Source organism: Xylanibacter muris, assembly GCF_013166605.1.
Classification (GTDB): domain Bacteria; phylum Bacteroidota; class Bacteroidia; order Bacteroidales; family Bacteroidaceae; genus Prevotella; species Prevotella muris.
In genome coordinates, this window is the sequence record NZ_JABKKF010000001.1 from 16,885 (window position 1) to 38,143 (window position 21,259).

Sequence of the window (21,259 nt, forward strand, 5' to 3'; positions counted from 1 at the left end):
GGGTATTGCCGAGCGCATCATCTTTCATGACATCTGTATAGTAAACATCTATGGTACTGAACTACATCTGGATATCTTTCTTTATAACAGCCTTTGTCATAGCTCTTGGAAGACTTCTATTCATGGGAGACATATCCGTGTTTCCGGCAATGATGAATTCTACATTCCAATCATCAAAGACCGCATTTGAAATTTCCCTCGGACTTACCGGAGTGTTGTCGCTCTGGCTCGGAATAATGAAGATAGGCGAGAAAGGAGGCCTTGTCGACTTCCTCGCAAAAATGCTCAGTCCGGTGTTCATAAAACTCTTTCCCGAAATACCGAAGGGACACCCGGTGACAGGAAGCATATTTATGAACATTGCCGCAAACATGCTCAACCTCGACAATGCCGCCACCCCACTCGGGCTGAAAGCCATGGAACAGCTACAGGAGCTGAACACGAAGAAAGACACGGCATCCAATCCTATGATAATGTTTCTGGTACTGAACACCAGCGGACTGACAATCATACCTGTGAGCATACTCGTATACCGCGCTCAAATGGGAGCCGAACAGCCTACAGACGTGTTCATACCGCTGCTATTGGCCACATTTTTCTCCACACTGGCAGGAATAATCATAACCAGCCTGTATCAGCGCATCAACCTGATAAACCGCACCGTCATCACCACTCTCGGCGGCATGTGCATTTTTGTGGCGGCAATAATATGGGGGTTCAGCCAACTGGACAAGGACATGATGAACACAGTGAGCACAACAGCGGCCAACATTCTCCTGATGACAATAATCATCGGATTCATCATTGCAGGAATGCGAAGGAAAATAAACGTATACGATGCGTTCATCGAAGGAGCAAAAGAGGGATTTACCACGTCAATACGCATAATTCCGTATCTCGTTGCCATACTTGTGGGAATTGGTGTTTTCCGTGCATCCGGAGCAATGACATTTCTCGTGGAGGGCATAAGATATACCGTCGAGGCCTGTGGAATGAACAGCGACTTCATCGGTGCACTGCCAACGGCTTTGATGAAGCCTCTTTCGGGAAGCGGTGCACGCGGAATGATGGTAGACGCAATGAGCACCTACGGCGCAGATTCGTTCGCCGGACGTCTGAGCTGTATTTTCCAAGGCTCGACAGATACTACATTCTACATTCTGGCCGTTTATTTCGGGAGCGTGGGAATACGTCACACGCGTCATGCCGTAGCATGCGGCCTACTTACCGACTTGGCCGGAGTAATAGCTGCGATGGCAGTGGCTTATATGTTCTTCGGATAGTATTATTATAAAGCTAAATAAACGTATTCAACATCATGGCAAGTTTGAAAAGTCTTGCAAAAGACACGGCCATATACGGTCTGTCAAGCATTATAGGGCGTTTCCTTAATTATCTGCTCGTGCCGCTATACACGGCAAAGTTCGCTGCCTCCGAAGGCGGCTACGGAGTGATAACCAACATATACGCATACGTGGCACTGCTGATGGTGATACTCACATACGGCATGGAGACAACATTCTTCCGCTTCTCGAATAAGGAACATGAGAACCCTCAAACCGTATATACCACCATTCTGACGACAATAGGTTGCACATCACTGATCTTCTTTATAGCGGTACTCGCCTTCATCACTCCTATATCACAGGCTATGGGATACGGCGACCACCCGTCATACATCTGGGTGATGGCAGCCACAGTGGCGCTGGATGCCTTCCAGTGCATACCGTTCTCATGGCTCCGGCAGAACAGACGGCCAATAAAGTTCGCTGCGCTGAAGCTGCTGTTCATTATCATGAACATCGTTCTCAATCTGACATTCTTCCTGTTGCTTCCGGCCTTGTATGAAAAATATCCCGAAACCATATCCGCCGTCTATGATCCGACGGTTGGCGTGGGCTATGCCTTTTACATAAACCTGGCATGCACAGCCACCATAACCTTGTTCTTCCGTAAAGAACTCACAGGTTTCAGATATGTCTTCGACAGCCGGATGCTGCGGCGGATGCTGTCATACAGCTGGCCTATACTCGTGCTCGGAATCGCGGGAATACTAAACCAGACCGCCGACAAGATTCTCTTCCCTTATATATATAAGGCACAAGACGCAAACGAACAGCTCGGAATATACGGTGCGGCATCAAAGATTGCAATGATAATGGCAATGATCACACAGGCATTCAGATATGCCTACGAGCCATTTGTGTTCGGAAAATCTGCCGACAAAGATAACCGTGCCACATACGCAAAGGCAATGAAATACTTCGTCATATTCACCCTGATGGCATTCCTGACAGTCATAGGATATATGGAAATACTAAAACACATCATCGGAGCTGACTACCGTGAGGGGCTCAAAGCCGTACCAATTGTCATGGCCGCAGAAATAATGATGGGCATTTATTTCAACCTGTCGTTCTGGTACAAACTCATTGACAAGACGATATGGGGAGCATGGTTCTCCGGAGCGGGATGTGCCGTACTGATAATAACAAACGTTGTATTCGTACCGCGATACGGATATATGGCATGTGCATGGGCCGGATTTGCAGGATATGCCACAGCAATGACACTGTCCTACTTTGCAGGACAAAAATATTATCCGATAAACTATCCATTGAAAGACATGGCCGGCTACATTGTCCTTGCCGGCATATTGTTTGCCTGCATGCAATGGAGCAACTCAAACCTGCCTGTATATGCGAAGCTCGCACTGAACACGCTACTCATCGGGACATTCGCGGCATACCTCATAAGGAAAGACTTCCCCCTGAGTTCGCTGCCCGTGATTGGGAGAAAACTCGGAAAAAGATAACGGACAATCATACATGGAGGTATAAACAGCGTATACACAACCTTTACTTCCCCGTGAAACCCCATAAATATTGAACATTAATCTAAAATAAACCGCAAGCCGAACGCAAAAGCAAAATTCATCCAGACTATGCCGAGGCGGAACGTTTATTCAAAACGAAGTTTAAAATAAAAAACAAAATGAAGAAATCAACATTGATTCTCGCGGCCGCCCTGTCGGTGGCCACTGCAAAGGCAGACGAGGGTATGTGGACTCTCTACAATCTTCCGCAGGCTGTATTCAACCAGATGCAGGCCGAAGGATTCTCAATGCCCTACGACGCATTATACAATGGCAATAACGCCATAAAGGATGCCGTCGTGAACTTCTCCGGCTTCTGCTCGGGAGTGGTAGTATCACCCGACGGCCTTGTATTCACCAACCACCACTGTGGATTTGAAGCTATCAGAAGCCACTCTACGGTGGAACACGACTACATGCTGAACGGATTCTATGCAAAGACATTTGCAGATGAACTGCCCAACAAAGACATGTTCGTGAGCTTCATGGTGAGCCAGAAGGATATCACCGGATATCTCGACAGCCTCGGAATAAACAAGCTTATTCCATCAAGACAGGCAGTATTCCTCGACTCTATCGAGAATGTAATGAGCAAGGACGTGAAGGCAAAGGACTCCACACTGCGCCTCGAGATAAAGCCGTTCTATGAAGGCAACAGATACTACGCCACAACCTACCGCGACTTTACCGACCTGAGACTTGTTTTCACAATCCCGAAATCTATGGGCAAGTACGGAGGAGAGACAGATAACTGGATGTGGCCGCGCCAGACATGCGACTTTTCAGTATTCCGCATCTATGCCGACCCGAAGACCAACGGTCCGGCAGCCTACAGTGAGAACAATGTTCCCTACCGTCCCGCCACATGGGCTCCGGTGTCGCTACAGGGATACAAGGAAGGCGACTTTTCCATGACAATAGGCTATCCGGGCAGCACAAGCCGATACCTGTCGTCATACGGAATACAGGAACGCCGCGATGCAAGAAACGAGCCGCGCGCACAGGTACGCGGAGTGAAACAGGATGTGATGATACGCCACATGCGCGCCAATGAGGCCGTACGCATCAAGTACGACTCTAAATACGCTCAAAGTTCCAACTACTGGAAGAACTCAATAGGAATGAACAAATGTATCGACAGTGTGGGACTCATAAGACAGAAGAGCGAGTTTGAGGGCAAGATACGAGCATACGTGGATTCAACAGGCTATCTTAAAGGCAAGCTGGACTTCAACCTCATGGAGCGTCTTTACAAAAAACGTATAGACATCATTCATGCACGCACGCTCTTCACCGAGACTTTCTACGGAACAAACGAACTCGCATCACGCGCGATACGAGTACACAACGGAATGGAAGTGAAAGGCCCGAAAGACAAACCGTCCAAACAGTATGTGGAATTCAAGGACAACAGCGACAAATGGGACGCGGCTCTCGACAAAGAGGTATACGCTGTTCTGCTGAAGAACTACCGTGACAAGGTGGATGCAAAATATCTGCCGGAGTTCTATAAGACCATCGACACAAAGTTCGGAGGCGACTATTCCGAATACGTGAATTATCTATGGAACAAATCTATACTGATGAAGAAAGGTGCGAAGATATACATAAACAAAAAGAATTTCAACAAAGACCTCGGTGTGGCAATGGGACTCGACATCACTACCATATTCGCAGAACTGACAGCCCCACTTAAGGAAATCACCGATTCCATCGATGTTCAGGAACGTTACCTCTGTGACGCGAAAATACGCATGGAACAGGACATGCCGCACTACAGCGATGCCAACTTCACAATGCGCCTGAGCTACGGACAGGTTGGAGGATTCATGCTTGGTGGCAAGCCATCAGGCTACTATACAACTGCCGAGAGCCTGTTGGCAAAAATGAAAACCGGTGACAAAGTGATCGATTACTTTGCAGAACCCGTAATGCACGAGCTTATGGGCTCGAAGAATTTCGGAAAATATACCGACAAGGAAACCGGCAAGCTTCAATTGTGTTTCCTTACCAACAACGACATCACAGGCGGCAACAGCGGCTCACCGATGTTCGACGGCAAGGGACGCCTCATAGGACTGGCATTCGACGGCAACTGGGACAGCCTCTCCGGTGACATCTTCTTCGACTCAAAACTGGCACGCTGCATCGGAGTAGACATACGCTACATGCTCTACATGATGGACAAATGGGGACATGCCGACAGACTGTTGAAGGAAATAAATGCAAAGTGATAACATTTATATAAAGATTACTGTGAAAAAAACATTTGTTTCATTTCTTTTACTAAGCGTGAGCAGCTCCGTTGCCTTTGCAGGCACGAAGCTGCTCACTTCGCTTTACGACAGAACCGTGACAGACTCCACACTCGTCTATCCCGGAAACTTCCACCCATTACCTCAAGCCGGTGACACTTTCTGGCGCGACTCCGTGCCGGAAACGATACGCAACAGCTATATTGCATACGGAGAAAAATACCTTGGAAAATCATGGCCGGCACTACCCGTCACGGAATTCGCCCGGTTCAAGGGCGACGGTAACCGTACTGGCTACGAGCAACTGTCGTTCAACCGCAGAAGACAACTCGCAGCACTCGTCATGGCAGAAATCACTGAAGGCAGAAAACGTTTCGTGCCCGACATAATAAACGGCCTGCACTGCATTCTGGAAGAGACATGGTGGGGCATTCCTGCACACTACGGCAAGAACATTCCTACGTATGAAGACCAGACTGTAGACCTTTTCAATGCAGAGACCGCGGGTCTTATAGCGTGGACGGCATATATGCTTAACACGGATATAGAGAGCTTCTCACCACAACTGCGCAAACGCATAGACAATGAGATAACACGCAGGATCCTGCGGCCGGCCGCAAAGACAGACTACTGGTGGAAACGTGCCGGAATGAACTGGAACCCGTGGATAGCAAGCAACTGGCTCGCATGCATACTTATATGCGAACATGACCGGAAGCAGCAGACAGAAGGCGTGGCACAGATTATTGCCGCACTCGATTGTTTCATCGATTCCTATCCGGCTGACGGAGGATGCGACGAGGGTCCCAACTATTGGGATCGCGCGGCAGCATCGCTGTTTGACTGTCTGAATCTCCTAAACCTTGCCACAGACGGACGCATCGACGTGAGCGACAATCAGAAAATAAAGGCCATGGCTGCATACGCATATAAACTATATGTAGGAAAGGGACGCTGCGTAAACTTTGCAGACGCCAACATAAACACCATGGCGCTTCAGCTGAACGTGGCCTATCCTTTCGGATTGTATATCGATGACCCCGTCATGAAACAATTTGCCGCATACATAGCACACAAGAAGGATTTCGCACGCCACGCAGCCGAAATATACGACAATAGCGGCAACTGGCCAGCACTTGCACGTGAGCTGTTTCTTATCAGAAACGTAAACGGACTTATAAAAGAAGAACCGCGCGAACCGCTGCTCAAAGACGTATGGCTGCCCGACCTGCAGATTATGACCTCCCGAAGCCGCAATCTGTTCGTGGCCATGAAAGGCGGAACGAATGGTGAAAGCCACAACCATAACGATGTGGGAAGCTTCATCGTATATACAGACGGCTCACCGCTTATTGTAGACCCGGGTGTGGGAAGCTACACGGCAAAGACATTCAGTAAACAAAGGTATGATATATGGTCGATGCAGTCGCAGTATCACAATTTGCCGATAATCAACGGCACAGGGCAGAAAGACGGTAGACAATATGCCGCCTCCGAAGCAAAATATTCCAAAGGACGGCTAAGCATCGACATAGCAAAGGCATATCCGGAAGAAGCCGGTGTAAGACAATGGACACGCGAACTGAAAATGAACGGCAAACATGGTATTGAAATAACCGAGACTTATCTTCTTGACACAATGCGCACGCATCCGCAAATTGTACTGATGTGCGCAATGTCCCCCGACACGTCTGTTCCCGGAATAATAAGGCTTGGAAAACACCGTGTGGAATACGACCCCTCACAACTGTCGTTAACATCATCCGGCATTGATGAGCTTCTTGACGAAAAACTCCGGGGAATATGGTCGGACGGACTATACAGAATTGTAATGACAGTAAAGTCGGAAAAGACAGGAGGCAGAATTAAATACAGTATAAAATAAAAGTATGGGATGTAGCTTTTAATATAAAAAACGTCCGCACCGTGTGGAATACCACTACGTTACGGACGTTTTTTTATATATGTATATGAATTATTTCTTCTTGGGGTTTCTCCTTGCCCATCCCTCTTCCGAGAAATCCGGCTCCTCGCCAATCAGCTCCACATTGTTTCCTTTGAAGAACTGGCGCCAGTCATCCTTACGGCCGCTCTCCGGCACTGTATCCACCTGCTTTCGTCCGCGCTTTTTAGAGCCTTCAACATTATCAGAAACACGCTTCTTCGAACGCTTCACATAAGCCTCTTCACTATTATTGCGGCCACGCTTTCCGCCTCCGGTAGAATTTTTTCGCCCGCCATCACGGCTGTCGGCATCATTACATCTTATCTCACGGCCCTTGTATACAGTTCCGTCAAGAGCGCGCATCACCTTGTCCGCATCCCTCTCCGGCACTTCTATATACGATATCTTGCTCAACAAATCTATATGGCCTATCTCCTGACGCCCCTGCACGTGCTTGTTGACATACTGCATAACCTCGCCCGGATAGAATCCGTCTGCCTTACCTACATTCAGGAACAAGCGCCTATAGCCCTGTTCTGCCTTACGGTGCCCACGTTGCCCGGTTTCACGCTTACCGTTACCTCCGCGCTCTTTCTTGCCGCCACGCTCGGAACGCGACTTGGAAGAAGGCTTCTCTATCTCAGGTGCGTCTGCATAATAGGCAAGGAAACGGCCGAATTCACGGCTTACAATCTTCTTTATGATGTCTTCCTTGTCGATAAACTCAAAATGACGGTTGATTTCCACCATGAACGGTTCTATCTCCTCATCGTTCACATCGACCTTCACAATCTCATCCATAACCTTATAGAGCTGCTTGGTGCATATCTCTTTCGATGTAGGTATGGCACCTTCCACAAAAGCCTTTCCGATTTCCTTCTCAATGGCCCTCATCTTTGACTTTTCACGTGTGTGCATTATCGCAATTGACGTTCCTTTCTTTCCTGCACGTCCGGTGCGTCCGCTACGGTGGGTGTAGCTCTCTATGTCATCCGGCAACCCGAAGTTTATCACATGTGTAAGGTCGTCAACGTCAAGTCCGCGCGCCGCCACATCAGTGGCCACGAGCAACTGTGTAAGATGCTGACGAAACTTCTGCATCGTGAGGTCTCTCTGCTGTTGGCTGAGGTCACCGTGCAGCGACTCTGCATTATAGCCATCATGTATGAGTTTATCGGCCACTTCCTGTGTCTCACGCTTCGTACGACAGAAGATGATGGCGAATATCCTTGGATAATAGTCAACAATACGTTTCAAGGCAAGATACTTGTCCTTGGCGTTAACCATATAGTATATGTGATTTACATTTTCCGCGCCCTCATTGCGGCTTCCCACAACAATCTCTTTGTGGTCATGAAGGTAGCTCTTTGCTATCTTCTCTATCTCGCGGCTCATGGTCGCTGAGAAAAGAAGTGTGTTTCGGTCTTCCGGCACACCTTCGAAAATCTCATTAATACTCTCTGAGAAACCCATGTTAAGCATCTCGTCAGCCTCGTCAAGCACAACATTGTATACGCTGTCAAGTTTCGCAACACCACGGTTCATAAGGTCTATAAGACGACCAGGAGTTGCAACGATTATCTGTGCTCCATGACGCAGTGAGCGTATCTGGTTCTCAATAGACGTACCTCCATATACGGCCACAACGTTGATGCCTTTCATAAACTTGGAAAAATCCTTCAAGTCATCGGCTATCTGTAGACAAAGCTCACGCGTGGGGCTTAATATCAGTGCCTGAGTATCACGGTTCTGCGGATCCACACGTTGTAGAACCGGTATGCCAAATGCAGCGGTCTTTCCCGTACCGGTTTGAGCCAGTGCGATTACATCATTACGGTTACCAAGCAAATAAGGGATTACTTCCTCCTGAACGGGCATAGGATGTTCAAAGCCCAATTCCTCAATGGCTCGGCGAATCTCTTCGCTGACGCCTAATTCTTCAAATGTCTTCAATCTAAAAAATAATATTATTTCGGTTGCAAAGGTACATGAAATAACGGACAACACAAAACAAATAGGCATTTATATTTCATAACAATACAGGATTTTTACATAAAAACAGTACGGATAAATAATCAAGTACAATCAAAAAAACAACAGAAACGTTTTTCGTTAAGCCTGATAAGAAATATTCATACAAGTTTTGATATTACCGTGGCGAGAAAAGGCAGGATGAAACCCAACCTTTCAAAGAAACAACACACGAAGTGCGGAAAATATAACCTTTACATACTGAAACGTAATACCTCATGCCTTCCGATTCAAATCGGAAAGCATGAAAAGACAAGCATCATCGCCTGAAATCTATATTTCAGCAATTGTAAAACACAACTTCTATCAAACACCTAAAAGCATTCTCCGCCAAGCACATCACAGCTCTCATGCCGCAATATCTCCATACAACGGGGCAAGTCATTAGGACGTATTATCACATGAGCCTCATTGCCCTGCGCAAAGGCATACATATATTCGATAAAAATATCGTGGGCAGCAAGTTTTTCCATAATAGCCGACAAAGATCCTGCCACATTGGAACAATTCAAGCACACCACATCAGTAAGCATAACGGCAAAACTGGCCTCACGCAAAACTTCCACAGCTCTGCACGCATCAGACACAATAAGACGAAGTATACCGAAATCTGTCGTCTCCGCCATACTGAACGCATGCATATTAATTCCGTTTCTTGCCAATATCTTGGTGACTTCGTTAATACGTCCGGCTTTATTCTCCAAAAACACGGACAATTGCTTAATTGTCATATCCATAGAATTTTCAGTTCAATTTACGATTGTCTGTCACATGTTTCCCCTTCCCCTGACTACGGGCTATGCTGTTTGGCTCCATCAATTTCACATCGGCACTGATAGAAAGAACGCTCTTCAGTTTATCGGTCAACATTTTTTTCATAGCCAGCATCCGGCCTATATCATCGGAAAAGTAGTCCTGGCGAACCTCCACCTGAACCTGCAAGGTGTCAAGGTTGTTAACACGATTCACCACCAGCATATAATGCGGTTCAAACTCCGGCATCTCCAATATGACGCTCTCCACCTGAGACGGGAAAACATTGATGCCTCGTATAATAAGCATATCATCGCTTCGTCCCATGATACGACCCATACGCACATTAGTCCGTCCGCAGGCACATTTTCCCTCCATCAGCGAACAAAGATCTCTCGTGCGGTATCGCAGCAAAGGCATGCCCTCCTTTGTAAGAGTGGTGAATACAAGCTCTCCTTGCCGGCCATTCGGCAACAGTTCCAACGTATCGGGGTTAATAATCTCGGGGTAGAAATGATCTTCATTGACGTGCGAGCCATGCTGCTCCTGACACTCATAAGATACCCCGGGACCCATTATCTCACTCAAACCATACAGATTATACCCCTTTATTCCCAAACGTTCCTCTATTTCGCGGCGCATATTTTCAGTCCATGGCTCTGCACCGAATGCTCCTACCCGCAAGTCGATATCTTCCTTTGTCAATCCCATCTTATCCATCGTCTCCGCCAGATAAAGCGCATAGGAAGGTGTACAGGCAATACCGGTAATATGCAAGTCACGGATGAGGCGGAGATGCTTCTCTGTGTTGCCCGTAGAGGCTGGTATGACAGTAGCCCCCAAGTTTTCCACACCATAATGTGCCCCTAACCCACCGGTAAAAAGACCATAACCATAACTGACCGAGAAAGTGTCTTTCCGAGTAATGCCGTAAGCAGCCAGACTACGTGCCATTACCTCCGACCAAACAGACAAATCCTTACGGGTATAGCTCACGATAGTGGGATTACCCGTCGTACCCGAAGAGGCATGCACACGAACTATCTCCGACTGCGATGCGGCCTGAAGTCCATAAGGATAGTTGTCACGCAAATCCTGTTTGGTGGTAAACGGCAGTTTCACGATATCCTCTATCGTGCGAATGTCATCCGGATACACGTCCATCGCCTGCATCTTATTCCGGTAAAACGGAACATTATGATACACCAACTCTACCAGCTTATGCAGGCGCTTTCCTTGTAAGCTGCTCATTTCATCGCGGCTCATACATTCTTTATTACTGTTCCATATCATGGTCTGTTCTTATGAATTTAATATAGATAATTCAACACTAATCCTTAAAAAGAAAACTTTAATATAAGGTCTACACATCCCCTGTATAACAAGACACTGTTTCTTCGGATATCTTAAAAACGCGGCTTCACATACCCGCTGACAGCCGTGCCTTGAGACATGGATGCTTACACCGTAAAAGGAACGGTTCCTTTGCGGAATGTCTTTTTAAATGACATTTCAAAACCAACACGGGCCAAAGATAGCAAAAATATCGCAAAAACCGTACGTTCTTATATCATTTTTCATTATTTGTCATACTGAGGAATACAATATTTCCCATATACTAACGGTCAAATACGGAGCAGTGATGTATATTTACATAAAACAACCGTTTCCATTATTTCTTCAAAATGCATACGTATATGAGCGGGTTTACTTATCTTTGTACCAGAATTAACCATATAAACCATATATTTTATGAAGATTTGTGTGTTTTGTTCGGCAAACGACAACCTTGACCCCGATTATTTCAAAATGACAGAAGAACTCGGCAGTTGGGCCGCACGCAACGGACATACCATTGTATTTGGAGGAACGGACATGGGACTGATGGAATGTGTGGCCAAGGCTGCACACGACAACAACGGAAAAACAATCGGTGTGGTACCGTCCAAGGTGGAAGACCGCGGACGCGTGAGCCGACACCTGGACGTACACATACCTTGCGACAACCTTTCCGACCGCAAGACTCTGATGGCCGCACAAAGCGATGTTTTCATTGCACTGCCGGGAGGCATCGGCACTCTCGACGAGATATTCACCGTGGCGGCATCCGCCACGATAGGATATCACGGCAAACCTGTGATCCTTTATAACATGAAAGGATTCTGGAACAGCCTCATCGCAATGATGGACGACCTGACCGAAAAAGGCGTAATGCGCGGAAACTGGAGAAACAATATCAAAGTGGCAGAGACATTCGGGGACATCAAGGAAATTACAGGCACCCTTTGAAATACGGATATACCGCAAAGTATTCCATAATATAAAAACGATACTTTTATGATGAAGAAGTCAATATTCTCTCTATCGTAAAAGTATCGTTTTTATATTTTCTGTCGGTCTTTATTATCTATAAAGCATCACCTGTTCCCATATCCGCCAACAGCAATCAATTTACCTCCTACAACATACATCCCTGCAGGAAGCCCTTTCACAGCCTCGCCACGGCTTACCTGCCTGCGCACACATATTCCCTGAAGAGTATATACATCCACCGAAACGTCTTCACCTGAGATTATATCCTGAACGGACAACGGTTCCGAATAATCATCGGCATTTGTAAGATATACTTTATCGATAATGAGCGGTTTGCCGCCTGTAGACCAGAATCCCACTATATAGACATGTGACGGATCAAACTTCACTTTTGTGCCATCGTCTTTTGTCTTGTAGGCCTCATGCAACTTCACCACCACCTGACGGCTGCCTCTTATGTCGTATGTTGCCGGTTTTGTCCAATAACTGTTCTCATCAAAAAGCCTCAACGAGAAACTGCCCGACTCACTGTTGCCAAACTTCGCCACAAGATATTTATATTCCGATAAATCCACACCGTTATTATATGTCCAGCCTCCAAAACCATATTTTCCGGTTATGAGCGTACGGGTGTTTTCATTGAATGAACCAGTTTCCCATATATTAGGGTTAAACAATGCCGATGTCAGCGGGAATGTAGTGGCAATCACCTTTACCGTGCGTGAGCAGTTGTGGCCGAGAGGCCCCGTATAGCTCACCGTAACAATACTCTCACCGTCTTTCAGTGCCTGCATGCGCCCGTTTACAATACTGACAACACTCGGATCTGTGTTCTCATACTGTGCCGCCATTGTCACGTCCTCGGTATGACCGTCAGCATATACGGCCTTCACGGCAACGGACGAGGATGTGCCGGTGAGAAGCGTCACTTCGTCTCCACCGTCTATGGAAAGTTCTTTCAACGTGAGCGATTCCTCACTATATCCGGTAAACGAATTGTCGTAATAGAAAGACTCATCGTATGCCGGCTCCGTCGAGAACCAGTCAACATCCACATATCCGCCGAGACTTGCCGTCGCATAATTGAATATGGCAAACTTATTGCCTGTAAACACCGTCAGGTTATATTTCATCTCAAACTCATCGCCAAACCTTCTATAATCCGTATTGTCCGTACTATACCAGAATGTGGCTTTGGAGGTATTGTAATCCGTCACGGTACGCAGATATATCACATCACCTTCCACGGCAGGCCCTGTAAGCTCTTTCTTTCCATCGGCCGATGTCACCTGTGATACCCCATATACAATATGTCTTTCACCACCGATAACCTTCACACCTATGAATGCGTAAGGATCCTGAAACACCGCCAGGCCGGCAATATCTCCTTCCAACATAGAACCGGTCTCCATCTTCACCGTTCCGTATGAGCCGGCAAGGTCTTCACCATAGCCCATTATCCTCTGCGTAAGCGTATTCTTAGCCTCATGCAGTGCTCCGGACACACTTGCCGTATGCATTCTGAGATATCCGGCACGCTCGGTAAGCGACCACCTCGACTTATCGGGATTATGATTCCATCCCCACTGCATACCAAGACGGTAATGTCTGAAATTATCATTTGTCGGTAATGAACATATAGGATAATCCCTGCCTACCGACGGCTTCCTGTATGTAGTCACCCCCTTACCATTCTCGCCTATCTCCGGCCATCCGTCTTTCCATGTCACAGGCTGCAGGTTCGGAAGACGTCCGTAAGCGCCACGGTCTGCAAAAAGCATTGTCCACCACTCTCCCGTCTGTGTCTCTACGAGCGCACCCTGATGGATGTTGCCGTCGTCTATCAGTTTTTTCTCTTCATACGGCCCGTAGATGTCTTTCGAACGGAACACAGTCTGGAACGCAGGCCATCCGCCATATGTGGCATAAATATAATAATACCCACCTATCTTATACAGTTTGCTGCCCTCAAGGCCTTCACGGAATGAGAAAGAGGCTACCTCCTTATCACCGCCAGGCACTTTATTGAAGTCTTCGTCCACCTCGGCAATACGGAGTTTGTTAATACCATACACAACGTATGTCTTTCCGTTGTCATCAAACAAAATGCCCGGATCATAGAATCCTTCCTGAAGTTTTTTCATTTCCCAATCCCCGTCGATGTCCGTGGCCGTAAGCAGATAGCCGCCTTCGTCAAGCGTAGAGAACAGCATATAGAACTTGCCGTCATGATACTGGAGAGCCGTGGCCCACTGTCCGTGGCCGTAACGGTTCTGCCCGTTTTCAAGATTATATGCGTCCGACAGCTCTATTCGTTCAAGCGGATTGCAGCAATATTCCCAGTTCACAAGATCACGTGATTTCAAGATTGTTGCTCCCGGGAATATGTGCATCGTTGTGGATACCATATAGAACCAGTCACCGACGCGTATCACATCCGGATCGGGGAAGTCTGCAAATATCACAGGATTGGTGTAGGTTCCGTCTCCGTTATCGCTATGCGACCGGTAAGTGAAATCCGGACGTGGATAATTCTCCGTTGCATAATCGATATACCAATGATATACAGGCCACGGACAGGCCTCCGGATCCGTAAGGAAAGTATATTCCTCCCCTGGAGCGGGAGCCTCGTCCTTGAACTTTGCAAGCCATTCAGGCCCCGTGAAGAGCAGCCAGCTCACATTCCCGGAATCATCCGTGATTTTCTTGAAGTTGGCTCCGAATCCGCTGCCTCCAGCCGTTCCGGTATGTTCCTTACCCCACGATGCATTATACTTCTCATCCGCCCAGTCCATCTCTGTGACACAGATTGGCGCAAAATCGGCCACGGGCTTGACATCATCATCCCATCCTTTCTGGAAATTAGCATAACCGTTGCCGCTGCCAAACCATCCCGGATAGATATGCACTGCATAGCCAATGTTGGAACCCTCGATGGGATTTACCGCATAACCTTTATAAAGAGACTGGTAGCCCAAACCCGGTATCCATAAGATATTATCACATCCCTGAGCACGTATAATGTCAACGATCTTCTGAAAATACTCTTTCAATTTGTCAAAGTGTCCCTGAGACGATGCACCGTAAGTCCCGTCCGGACCAAGAATATTTATCGGTTCATTGGCAAGCTCAAACATGATATTCGGATGATTCCTGAGTTTCGGGTGTGAGGCCACGATCTTCCATACCCGCTGAAGATATAAATGATATGAGTCGTTCACCTTTATTTTCTCCGGACATACTCCCGGCGGACGCATGACAACATATAGTCCCTTTGACACTGCATATTCCGCCATGGGTATGAAGACCTGATCGAGGTATTTCTCAAACCTGACGCTGCTGTAAGCCGAAATGTCGTTCTCACCCGTTGTAGGTTTTCCCGGCACATTAGACCAATACGGATCCATGTGCATACGCACAAAATTCATTTTCCATCCTGCCTTCATTATCTCATCGATAAGTCTCTTGTTATACTTAAGACATCCGGCAACATCATAGTTGGTCCAATACTTGCCATGCTCGTTAAACCAGGGGCTGTATGTCTGTGCAAAACCATGAAGGTTAACAATATTTCCATGGCTGTCCTTAAGATAGCGGCCTTCAACACGCAACCTCGGCATAGCCATGCCTTCCCATGCCCGAAGTTCAGCAGATATAACGAGCAGACACAGGAACATTAAAAAACGGTTTAATGTTTTTTTCATAATGCATATAATATTTTTGTATTCTCCTTGTAAATAATCCAGCATGTAAGAACATTGCTCTGCAATATTACAAAATAAATCCGAAAGACGTATACAGGAAATATTTCCTGTATATGACATAAAACATTTACAAAAACTTATGAAACATTATTTATAACAGAAAAGCATCATCATCCGCTTTCAACCTGTCAATACAAGGAACAAGCCATATTCCTTAACCATACTGCCACGGCCGTTCTTATATTCTGAATTCAAAAACCTTATAAAAATATTTCATTGATATGAAGACAATGTTTGTGTAAAGCCCGTTCCTGCGGCATGCCTTTACATCCTCCTTGGTTATTAGCAGGCGGTTTTTCGCGTTCTTAGTGCTCATTCCTCCCGTACGCATTGTCACGAAGTCTTTCTTTATATATCCTGTCTTTATACGGTGCTTATACAACAGGCGTACCATGAGGTCGTAGTCCGACGCAATCTTGTAGTCGAGCGAGAACACACCGTATTTACTGTACACATCACGCCTTACATAAAATGACGGATGTGCAGGCATAAAGCCGAACCGCAGCAGCCACGGACGAAACACGGCACTTGAGTAATATCGCACGCACTTGTCGGGGTTCTTTTCATTTATGAAGTGTATGTCACCGTATACGGCGTCTGCGTCATTATGACTGAAGAAGCCCGCAATGACGGAAAGGGAATCATCGGAGGTATAGTAGTCATCGGAGTTGAGAATGCCCACCACATCACCAGTAGCCATGCCTATTCCCTTGTTCATGGCATCGTATATTCCCTTGTCCGGCTCGCTTATGATGTGCATTCTGCCTTCGAACATAGGTTCGTAACGCCTTAATATATCCAATGTCCCGTCTTTGGAGCATCCGTCAATAATCAAATATTCTATATCCTTGAACGTCTGCCTGAGCACCGATTCTACGGTGTCGGCTATCGTTGCCCCGCTGTTGTATGTTGCTGTTATAATGGAAATCTTCATGGTTAACCTTGATTGTATGGCCTTACTGTTTGAAAATGCGGAATATATTTCAGTTGTTTCTGACATTTTCCGCCCCTAATATACTCAAATAAAGTTTCTTGTATTCCTCATACGTCTTATCCCAACAAAATCTCTGTGAATTGACCAGACCATCCTTAATTGTCCGCTCCCTGTATTCCGAATCGAAAAGCAGCCTTACCTTCTCAGCAAACTCACAACAATCCTCCGTATCGGCCAACAAGTCTTTATTACCAATAACTTCGGGAATAGACGATCTGTTCATCGCTATTACGGGACATCCGGCTTTTTGAGCCTCAATCACAGGAATGCCAAATCCCTCATACGAAGAGGGATAAATAAGCGCAAAGGCTTTATTGTATATCTGATTTAATTTCTCATCGTCGATAAATCCTAAGTCTGAATAGTTATTTCCTATATAGCTGTTTACAAGCATGATTTCCTTATCCGACAGTCTCTTACCTATAATCAACAGCTTCATATCCACTAATTTAGCGGTTTCCAACGCAATATCAAAATTCTTATATTTGTCGCGCCCGCCAATGAACACCAGGTATTTTTCATCCGTATCATTATATCTAAGCTCTTCATCAAGCATCCTGAATGACTTTCCCACTCCATTATAAATCACCCTTATCTTGCTTTCATCTACCTGCGGAATGAATTTCAGCAGATCTTTTTTTGTATTCTCAGAAATACAAATCACATAGTCAGACTTCCGTATGGAATAACGCTTGCTTATACAATGAACCCATTTGGAAATGCCGTGTCTGAAATACTCATAGGTAAAATCATGCACCGTCAGAATATTTACGGCTTTCCTGTTACGGCAGATCCTGTAATAGGTTGAATGAAATATGAAAGTTGTTTTTGACTTTACCTTCACAGACAGGTATCTCCTGAGTTTCAGCCCTTTTACCTGGCAGTATCTTACTATTCTTGCTGCAGGAATATTGAGTTTGCCGTAATACTTATTTTCTGACGTCGCATCATAATCAACAAAGCCCACATTGTCGTTGTTTTCCAGAAAACGTTTCATCAACTCATACCAGACAACGGATATTCCTCCGGAACGTTGCCAGTAAAAGATAATATTGTCAAATATGATTTTTTCCATAATACATCGTCTAAAAAACAAAAATAAATCTTATATCCCTTTGTTGTATCGAAAACTTTATTGAATAAACAAACAAATAAATCTGTGTCAACAAATAAAGCCACATTCCCTTCCGGCGCATGAGTATCAGGTATGAACGTCTAAGGTCTCTAAATCTGCTCTTTTTTTTCTCAAAACATTCTCCACGCATGTAGAAGTTCAGTGTATGATTCATCCTATAGTCCAAAACAAACAGCTCATTATGCGTAGAGTCATATTTGGACATAAAGTCATTATCCGTAAAATAAAACTTTATTCGTTCATCATAGCCCTCAAATCTTTCTTTCAAGTATTCTGCCTTTATAATCATTCCGCTGTTTATCGCCGTAATGTCCTTACATTTTATGCGCCCTGTCTTTATATTCTTTATATAATGCCCTTTGAATCTTCTCAAGACAGCCGGACTTACTACAGTGTCATTATTATAGATGACAGGAAGAAAAAGGTCTATGTCTTTGTTTTCGCTTATTGCAAGTGAGCATTTCCCGAAGAGTTCCGAATCGAAAACAGAATCATCGTCCAATATTATTAAATACTCCTCACTGCGAAGTTTTTTAATCGTTTCGTTATAAATCTCAGACAAAGGCTTGTTTCTTCCATCGTTATATGCGTATTGATATTCTAATCCCTTTAACATATAATCCAACTTTCTCTTCTGAGTATCGTCTAATTCATTCTTGCTGTTATCACAGACAAGACACCTCATGTTAGTCTTGAACCTGTCATCCGTATTTGCCAACGAGACAATGGTTGAAGACTCTTCGGGATTTTTATTGTATATGACAATTAGAATAAAAAAGGAAGGGATGGTCATTTTTCTTATTTTTAATTTGACATGGTTGTTTAAGGGAATTGGCAACATATATCACCGTAATCCTGTTCTTATCTCACCGCACTTTCATATACTCTTATTATTTCCCGGCCTATGGAATTCCAGGATCTGTCTCCTTTTGAATAATCAAGCCGTATGTTCTCCGACATATTTTCCAGCGTGCCGCCTGTCAGCATCATATCCGCCGCATCTGCCAGTGCCATGCTGTCGCATGGAGCGACAAGCATGCCGTGCCTGCCGTCGTCTATCATCTCATGCAATGCTCCTACCTTGGTGGCAAGCACAGGCTTGTCAAGCGCGAATGCGGACATCACCACACCGCTTTGTGTAGCGTCCCTGTATGGGCAGCAAACAAACTTCGAATGATAAATCAAAGACGAAAGCTCGTTGTTTGTTATAAAACGGTTTATAAAGATTACCTTTCCGCTCCGTATGTAAGGTTGTATATCAAAATCCGGTGTTCCTCTTCCGGCTATCACAAGCTTTATACCGGGATGTTTTTCTATTATCGCATCCATTGCCTCCACAATGTATCTTACACCCTTATACGGAAGTATAGATCCTATAAACAATATATAGTCTCCTTCTGCCAAAGGAGATGTCACGGGAATATTCTGCAAATGAGTATATATACTGAGTCTCGACATTTCCACATCCGAGCTTTTGATATGGTATCTGTTTTCAAATTCCCGTCTCTGGGTATTGTTCAACAATATAAACTTATCTGTGCGTTTAAACGTGGCCCAGCGTTTGAACCTGTCTCTCAGCGTCTCGTCATTTGAATGAGGTATAGGGTCATGTACAGTCATTACAAACGGTTTGCGCAACGTATACAACTGGTAAAACGGATAGTCAAGAGGCCATGTAAGGTGTATCAGGTCAAAATTTCGAGCACATAGTTCTTTCCGCAGCTTATATGCCAATAAGAATGTGCTTGGAGCATAACTATGGGCGACAGGCATGTTTACCACCCTTACCTTTGACAGATCAATATATTGCGAAAGAACTGTCAATGCAGGATAATCCGATGCCTTAAGCACTCCGCATACGTCTCTTATCTCATTGATATCTATTATGCCGCCTTTTTTTGTCCTGTCTGATATTATCAGATAGTATGTTATATCCATTCCCTGACCGATGAGTTCACTGATGAGCGGTGAGTCACAGTCTGAAAAACTTGTAAATGATATGTACGCTATTTTCATTTCTTATTGGAATTAATCTGTTTTATTTCAATGAAGTTCTTGTTAAAAGAATTCATTCTCACCTCGTATGAATCCGCAGTTCCTAACAGCCAGTTTTGATATTCCATGACTTTTTCCGCTGTTGATGTATATGTGTTGAACAAGAATACAAAGCTCATAAAACTAATGAACAGCCGACGGTTGTTCACATAATAACAGCACTTTATCAGATAACCGCAAAGTATCCAGAAAGAGAAAGAGAAAAGTATGCCTATTCGTTTGCTCATTTCCGAGAACTCGCTTGTAAGGTAAGAGCCGACAATGTATATCAACAGGGCATTTATGAATATACGGTTATGTGGTGACATTTCCTTTAGTTTGTCATAATAGAAAAAGACCATCATGGTGATGATAAAACGCTGCAGAAGCATGAAACGTGAGACTCCGAACATTCCGAAATCGGAGTAGGCTTCAATCTTGGCGGCAAGAATCTCGTTGTCTATACCCATTGCCTCCGCAAGTTTCAGCACTATCGCCACATTGGAGAAAAGCACGGCATTACTTACCAGCACCGCTGCAAGAAACACCCATTTGTTTATATTCCTGTTCAAGATGAAATACATTGGTATATAGACGATAGACGAGAAATGTATGCCTGTGGCTATTGCACACAACAGCAGATACCTGCCTATTCTCTTTTCCTCGATATACGGTATGGCGTTCAGGAAAATGAACATCGCCATGGAATTGCGCATAAGGTTTATCGATATTTCAAAACCGTTGAACGCCACGTATGTCGCCAATGCAAAGAGCACGCTGATGCTGTATTTGCTGAAGAAACGCACAAGAAGCGCAGTGTTTATGGCGGTATGCACGAATGCCATGAAATAGTAGTCGTCAAAAAGAGTCTTGCACGTAAGCTCATAGATAAGCCATAGCGGCTCCGAATGCTTGAAATAATCATACATATACAAGTCGCTCCAGCTTATCTTGTCAAATACGACAGCATATAGTGTCCAGTCATGCCATATATAACCTCTGCAACCGAAAAATACCAGAAACACGGCAATGCCGAGATTGGTCAGATTACGGCACAGTGCCTCATCCTCTTTCTTCTCACTGACAATAACCGCCAGGACAAGAAGGAAAATAAAAAATATAAGATATGGAATGGAATATATCATCTGTGTCCTGTATAT

General features: G+C 45.2%; 14 protein-coding genes. 5 read left to right on the top strand and 9 right to left on the bottom strand.

What is annotated here, in order from left to right:
• Positions 1-50 precede the first annotated feature (50 nt).
• The 4 genes from HPS56_RS00040 to HPS56_RS00055 all read left to right on the top strand — a co-directional run bounded on the left by HPS56_RS00040 (position 51) and on the right by HPS56_RS00055 (position 7,015).
• Positions 51-1,283 (top strand): nucleoside recognition domain-containing protein, encoded by a 1,233-nt coding sequence (locus HPS56_RS00040; protein WP_172271924.1) that lies wholly within the window; start codon positions 51-53, stop codon positions 1,281-1,283.
• A gap of 35 nt (positions 1,284-1,318) precedes the next feature.
• A complete protein-coding gene (locus HPS56_RS00045; RefSeq protein WP_172271927.1) occupies positions 1,319-2,815 on the top strand; it encodes an oligosaccharide flippase family protein in 1,497 nt (498 codons plus the stop codon).
• A gap of 179 nt (positions 2,816-2,994) precedes the next feature.
• The gene (locus tag HPS56_RS00050) at positions 2,995-5,109 is read left to right on the top strand and encodes a S46 family peptidase (RefSeq protein WP_172271930.1); all 2,115 of its coding nucleotides are present in this window, start codon (positions 2,995-2,997) and stop codon (positions 5,107-5,109) included.
• A 22-nt stretch (positions 5,110-5,131) separates the two neighbouring features.
• The gene (locus tag HPS56_RS00055; RefSeq protein WP_285822052.1) at positions 5,132-7,015 is read left to right on the top strand and encodes a heparinase II/III domain-containing protein; all 1,884 of its coding nucleotides are present in this window, start codon (positions 5,132-5,134) and stop codon (positions 7,013-7,015) included.
• 90 nt (positions 7,016-7,105) lie between these two features.
• Here HPS56_RS00055 and HPS56_RS00060 read toward each other — a convergent pair whose 3' ends face one another.
• The 3 genes from HPS56_RS00060 to HPS56_RS00070 all read right to left on the bottom strand — a co-directional run bounded on the left by HPS56_RS00060 (position 7,106) and on the right by HPS56_RS00070 (position 11,152).
• Entirely contained in the window at positions 7,106-9,028 is a 1,923-nt protein-coding gene (locus HPS56_RS00060; protein ID WP_172271936.1) for a DEAD/DEAH box helicase, read from the bottom strand.
• A 392-nt stretch (positions 9,029-9,420) separates the two neighbouring features.
• Positions 9,421-9,837 carry an ACT domain-containing protein gene (locus HPS56_RS00065; protein ID WP_172273062.1) on the bottom strand — a complete coding sequence of 139 codons (417 nt, stop codon included), beginning with the start codon at positions 9,835-9,837 and terminating at the stop codon, positions 9,421-9,423.
• A 13-nt stretch (positions 9,838-9,850) separates the two neighbouring features.
• Positions 9,851-11,152, bottom strand: a complete 1,302-nt coding sequence (locus HPS56_RS00070; RefSeq protein ID WP_172271939.1) for a phenylacetate--CoA ligase family protein — start codon at positions 11,150-11,152, stop codon at positions 9,851-9,853.
• A gap of 459 nt (positions 11,153-11,611) precedes the next feature.
• On the opposite strand from HPS56_RS00070, the gene HPS56_RS00075 reads away from it, so the two are divergent.
• Positions 11,612-12,148 (top strand): LOG family protein, encoded by a 537-nt coding sequence (locus HPS56_RS00075; protein ID WP_172271942.1) that lies wholly within the window; start codon positions 11,612-11,614, stop codon positions 12,146-12,148.
• Between the two features lie 128 nt (positions 12,149-12,276).
• Here HPS56_RS00075 and HPS56_RS00080 read toward each other — a convergent pair whose 3' ends face one another.
• From HPS56_RS00080 to HPS56_RS00105, 6 genes are all read right to left on the bottom strand, one after another.
• On the bottom strand, positions 12,277-15,876 hold the full coding sequence (locus tag HPS56_RS00080; RefSeq protein WP_172271945.1) for a family 43 glycosylhydrolase: 3,600 nt from the start codon (positions 15,874-15,876) through the stop codon (positions 12,277-12,279).
• 238 nt (positions 15,877-16,114) lie between these two features.
• On the bottom strand, positions 16,115-16,870 hold the full coding sequence (locus tag HPS56_RS00085) for a glycosyltransferase family 2 protein (RefSeq protein WP_172271948.1): 756 nt from the start codon (positions 16,868-16,870) through the stop codon (positions 16,115-16,117).
• Positions 16,871-16,919: 49 nt separating this feature from the next.
• A complete protein-coding gene (locus tag HPS56_RS00090) occupies positions 16,920-18,005 on the bottom strand; it encodes a glycosyltransferase family 4 protein (protein ID WP_172271951.1) in 1,086 nt (361 codons plus the stop codon).
• Between the two features lie 10 nt (positions 18,006-18,015).
• Positions 18,016-18,906 carry a glycosyltransferase gene (locus HPS56_RS00095; protein WP_349665789.1) on the bottom strand — a complete coding sequence of 297 codons (891 nt, stop codon included), beginning with the start codon at positions 18,904-18,906 and terminating at the stop codon, positions 18,016-18,018.
• Positions 18,907-18,926: 20 nt separating this feature from the next.
• The gene (locus tag HPS56_RS00100) at positions 18,927-20,081 is read right to left on the bottom strand and encodes a glycosyltransferase family 4 protein (protein WP_172271957.1); all 1,155 of its coding nucleotides are present in this window, start codon (positions 20,079-20,081) and stop codon (positions 18,927-18,929) included.
• On the bottom strand, positions 20,078-21,244 hold the full coding sequence (locus tag HPS56_RS00105; RefSeq protein ID WP_172271960.1) for an EpsG family protein: 1,167 nt from the start codon (positions 21,242-21,244) through the stop codon (positions 20,078-20,080). The genes HPS56_RS00100 and HPS56_RS00105 overlap by 4 nt, the downstream gene beginning before the upstream one ends.
• Between the last annotated feature and the right edge of the window lie 15 nt (positions 21,245-21,259).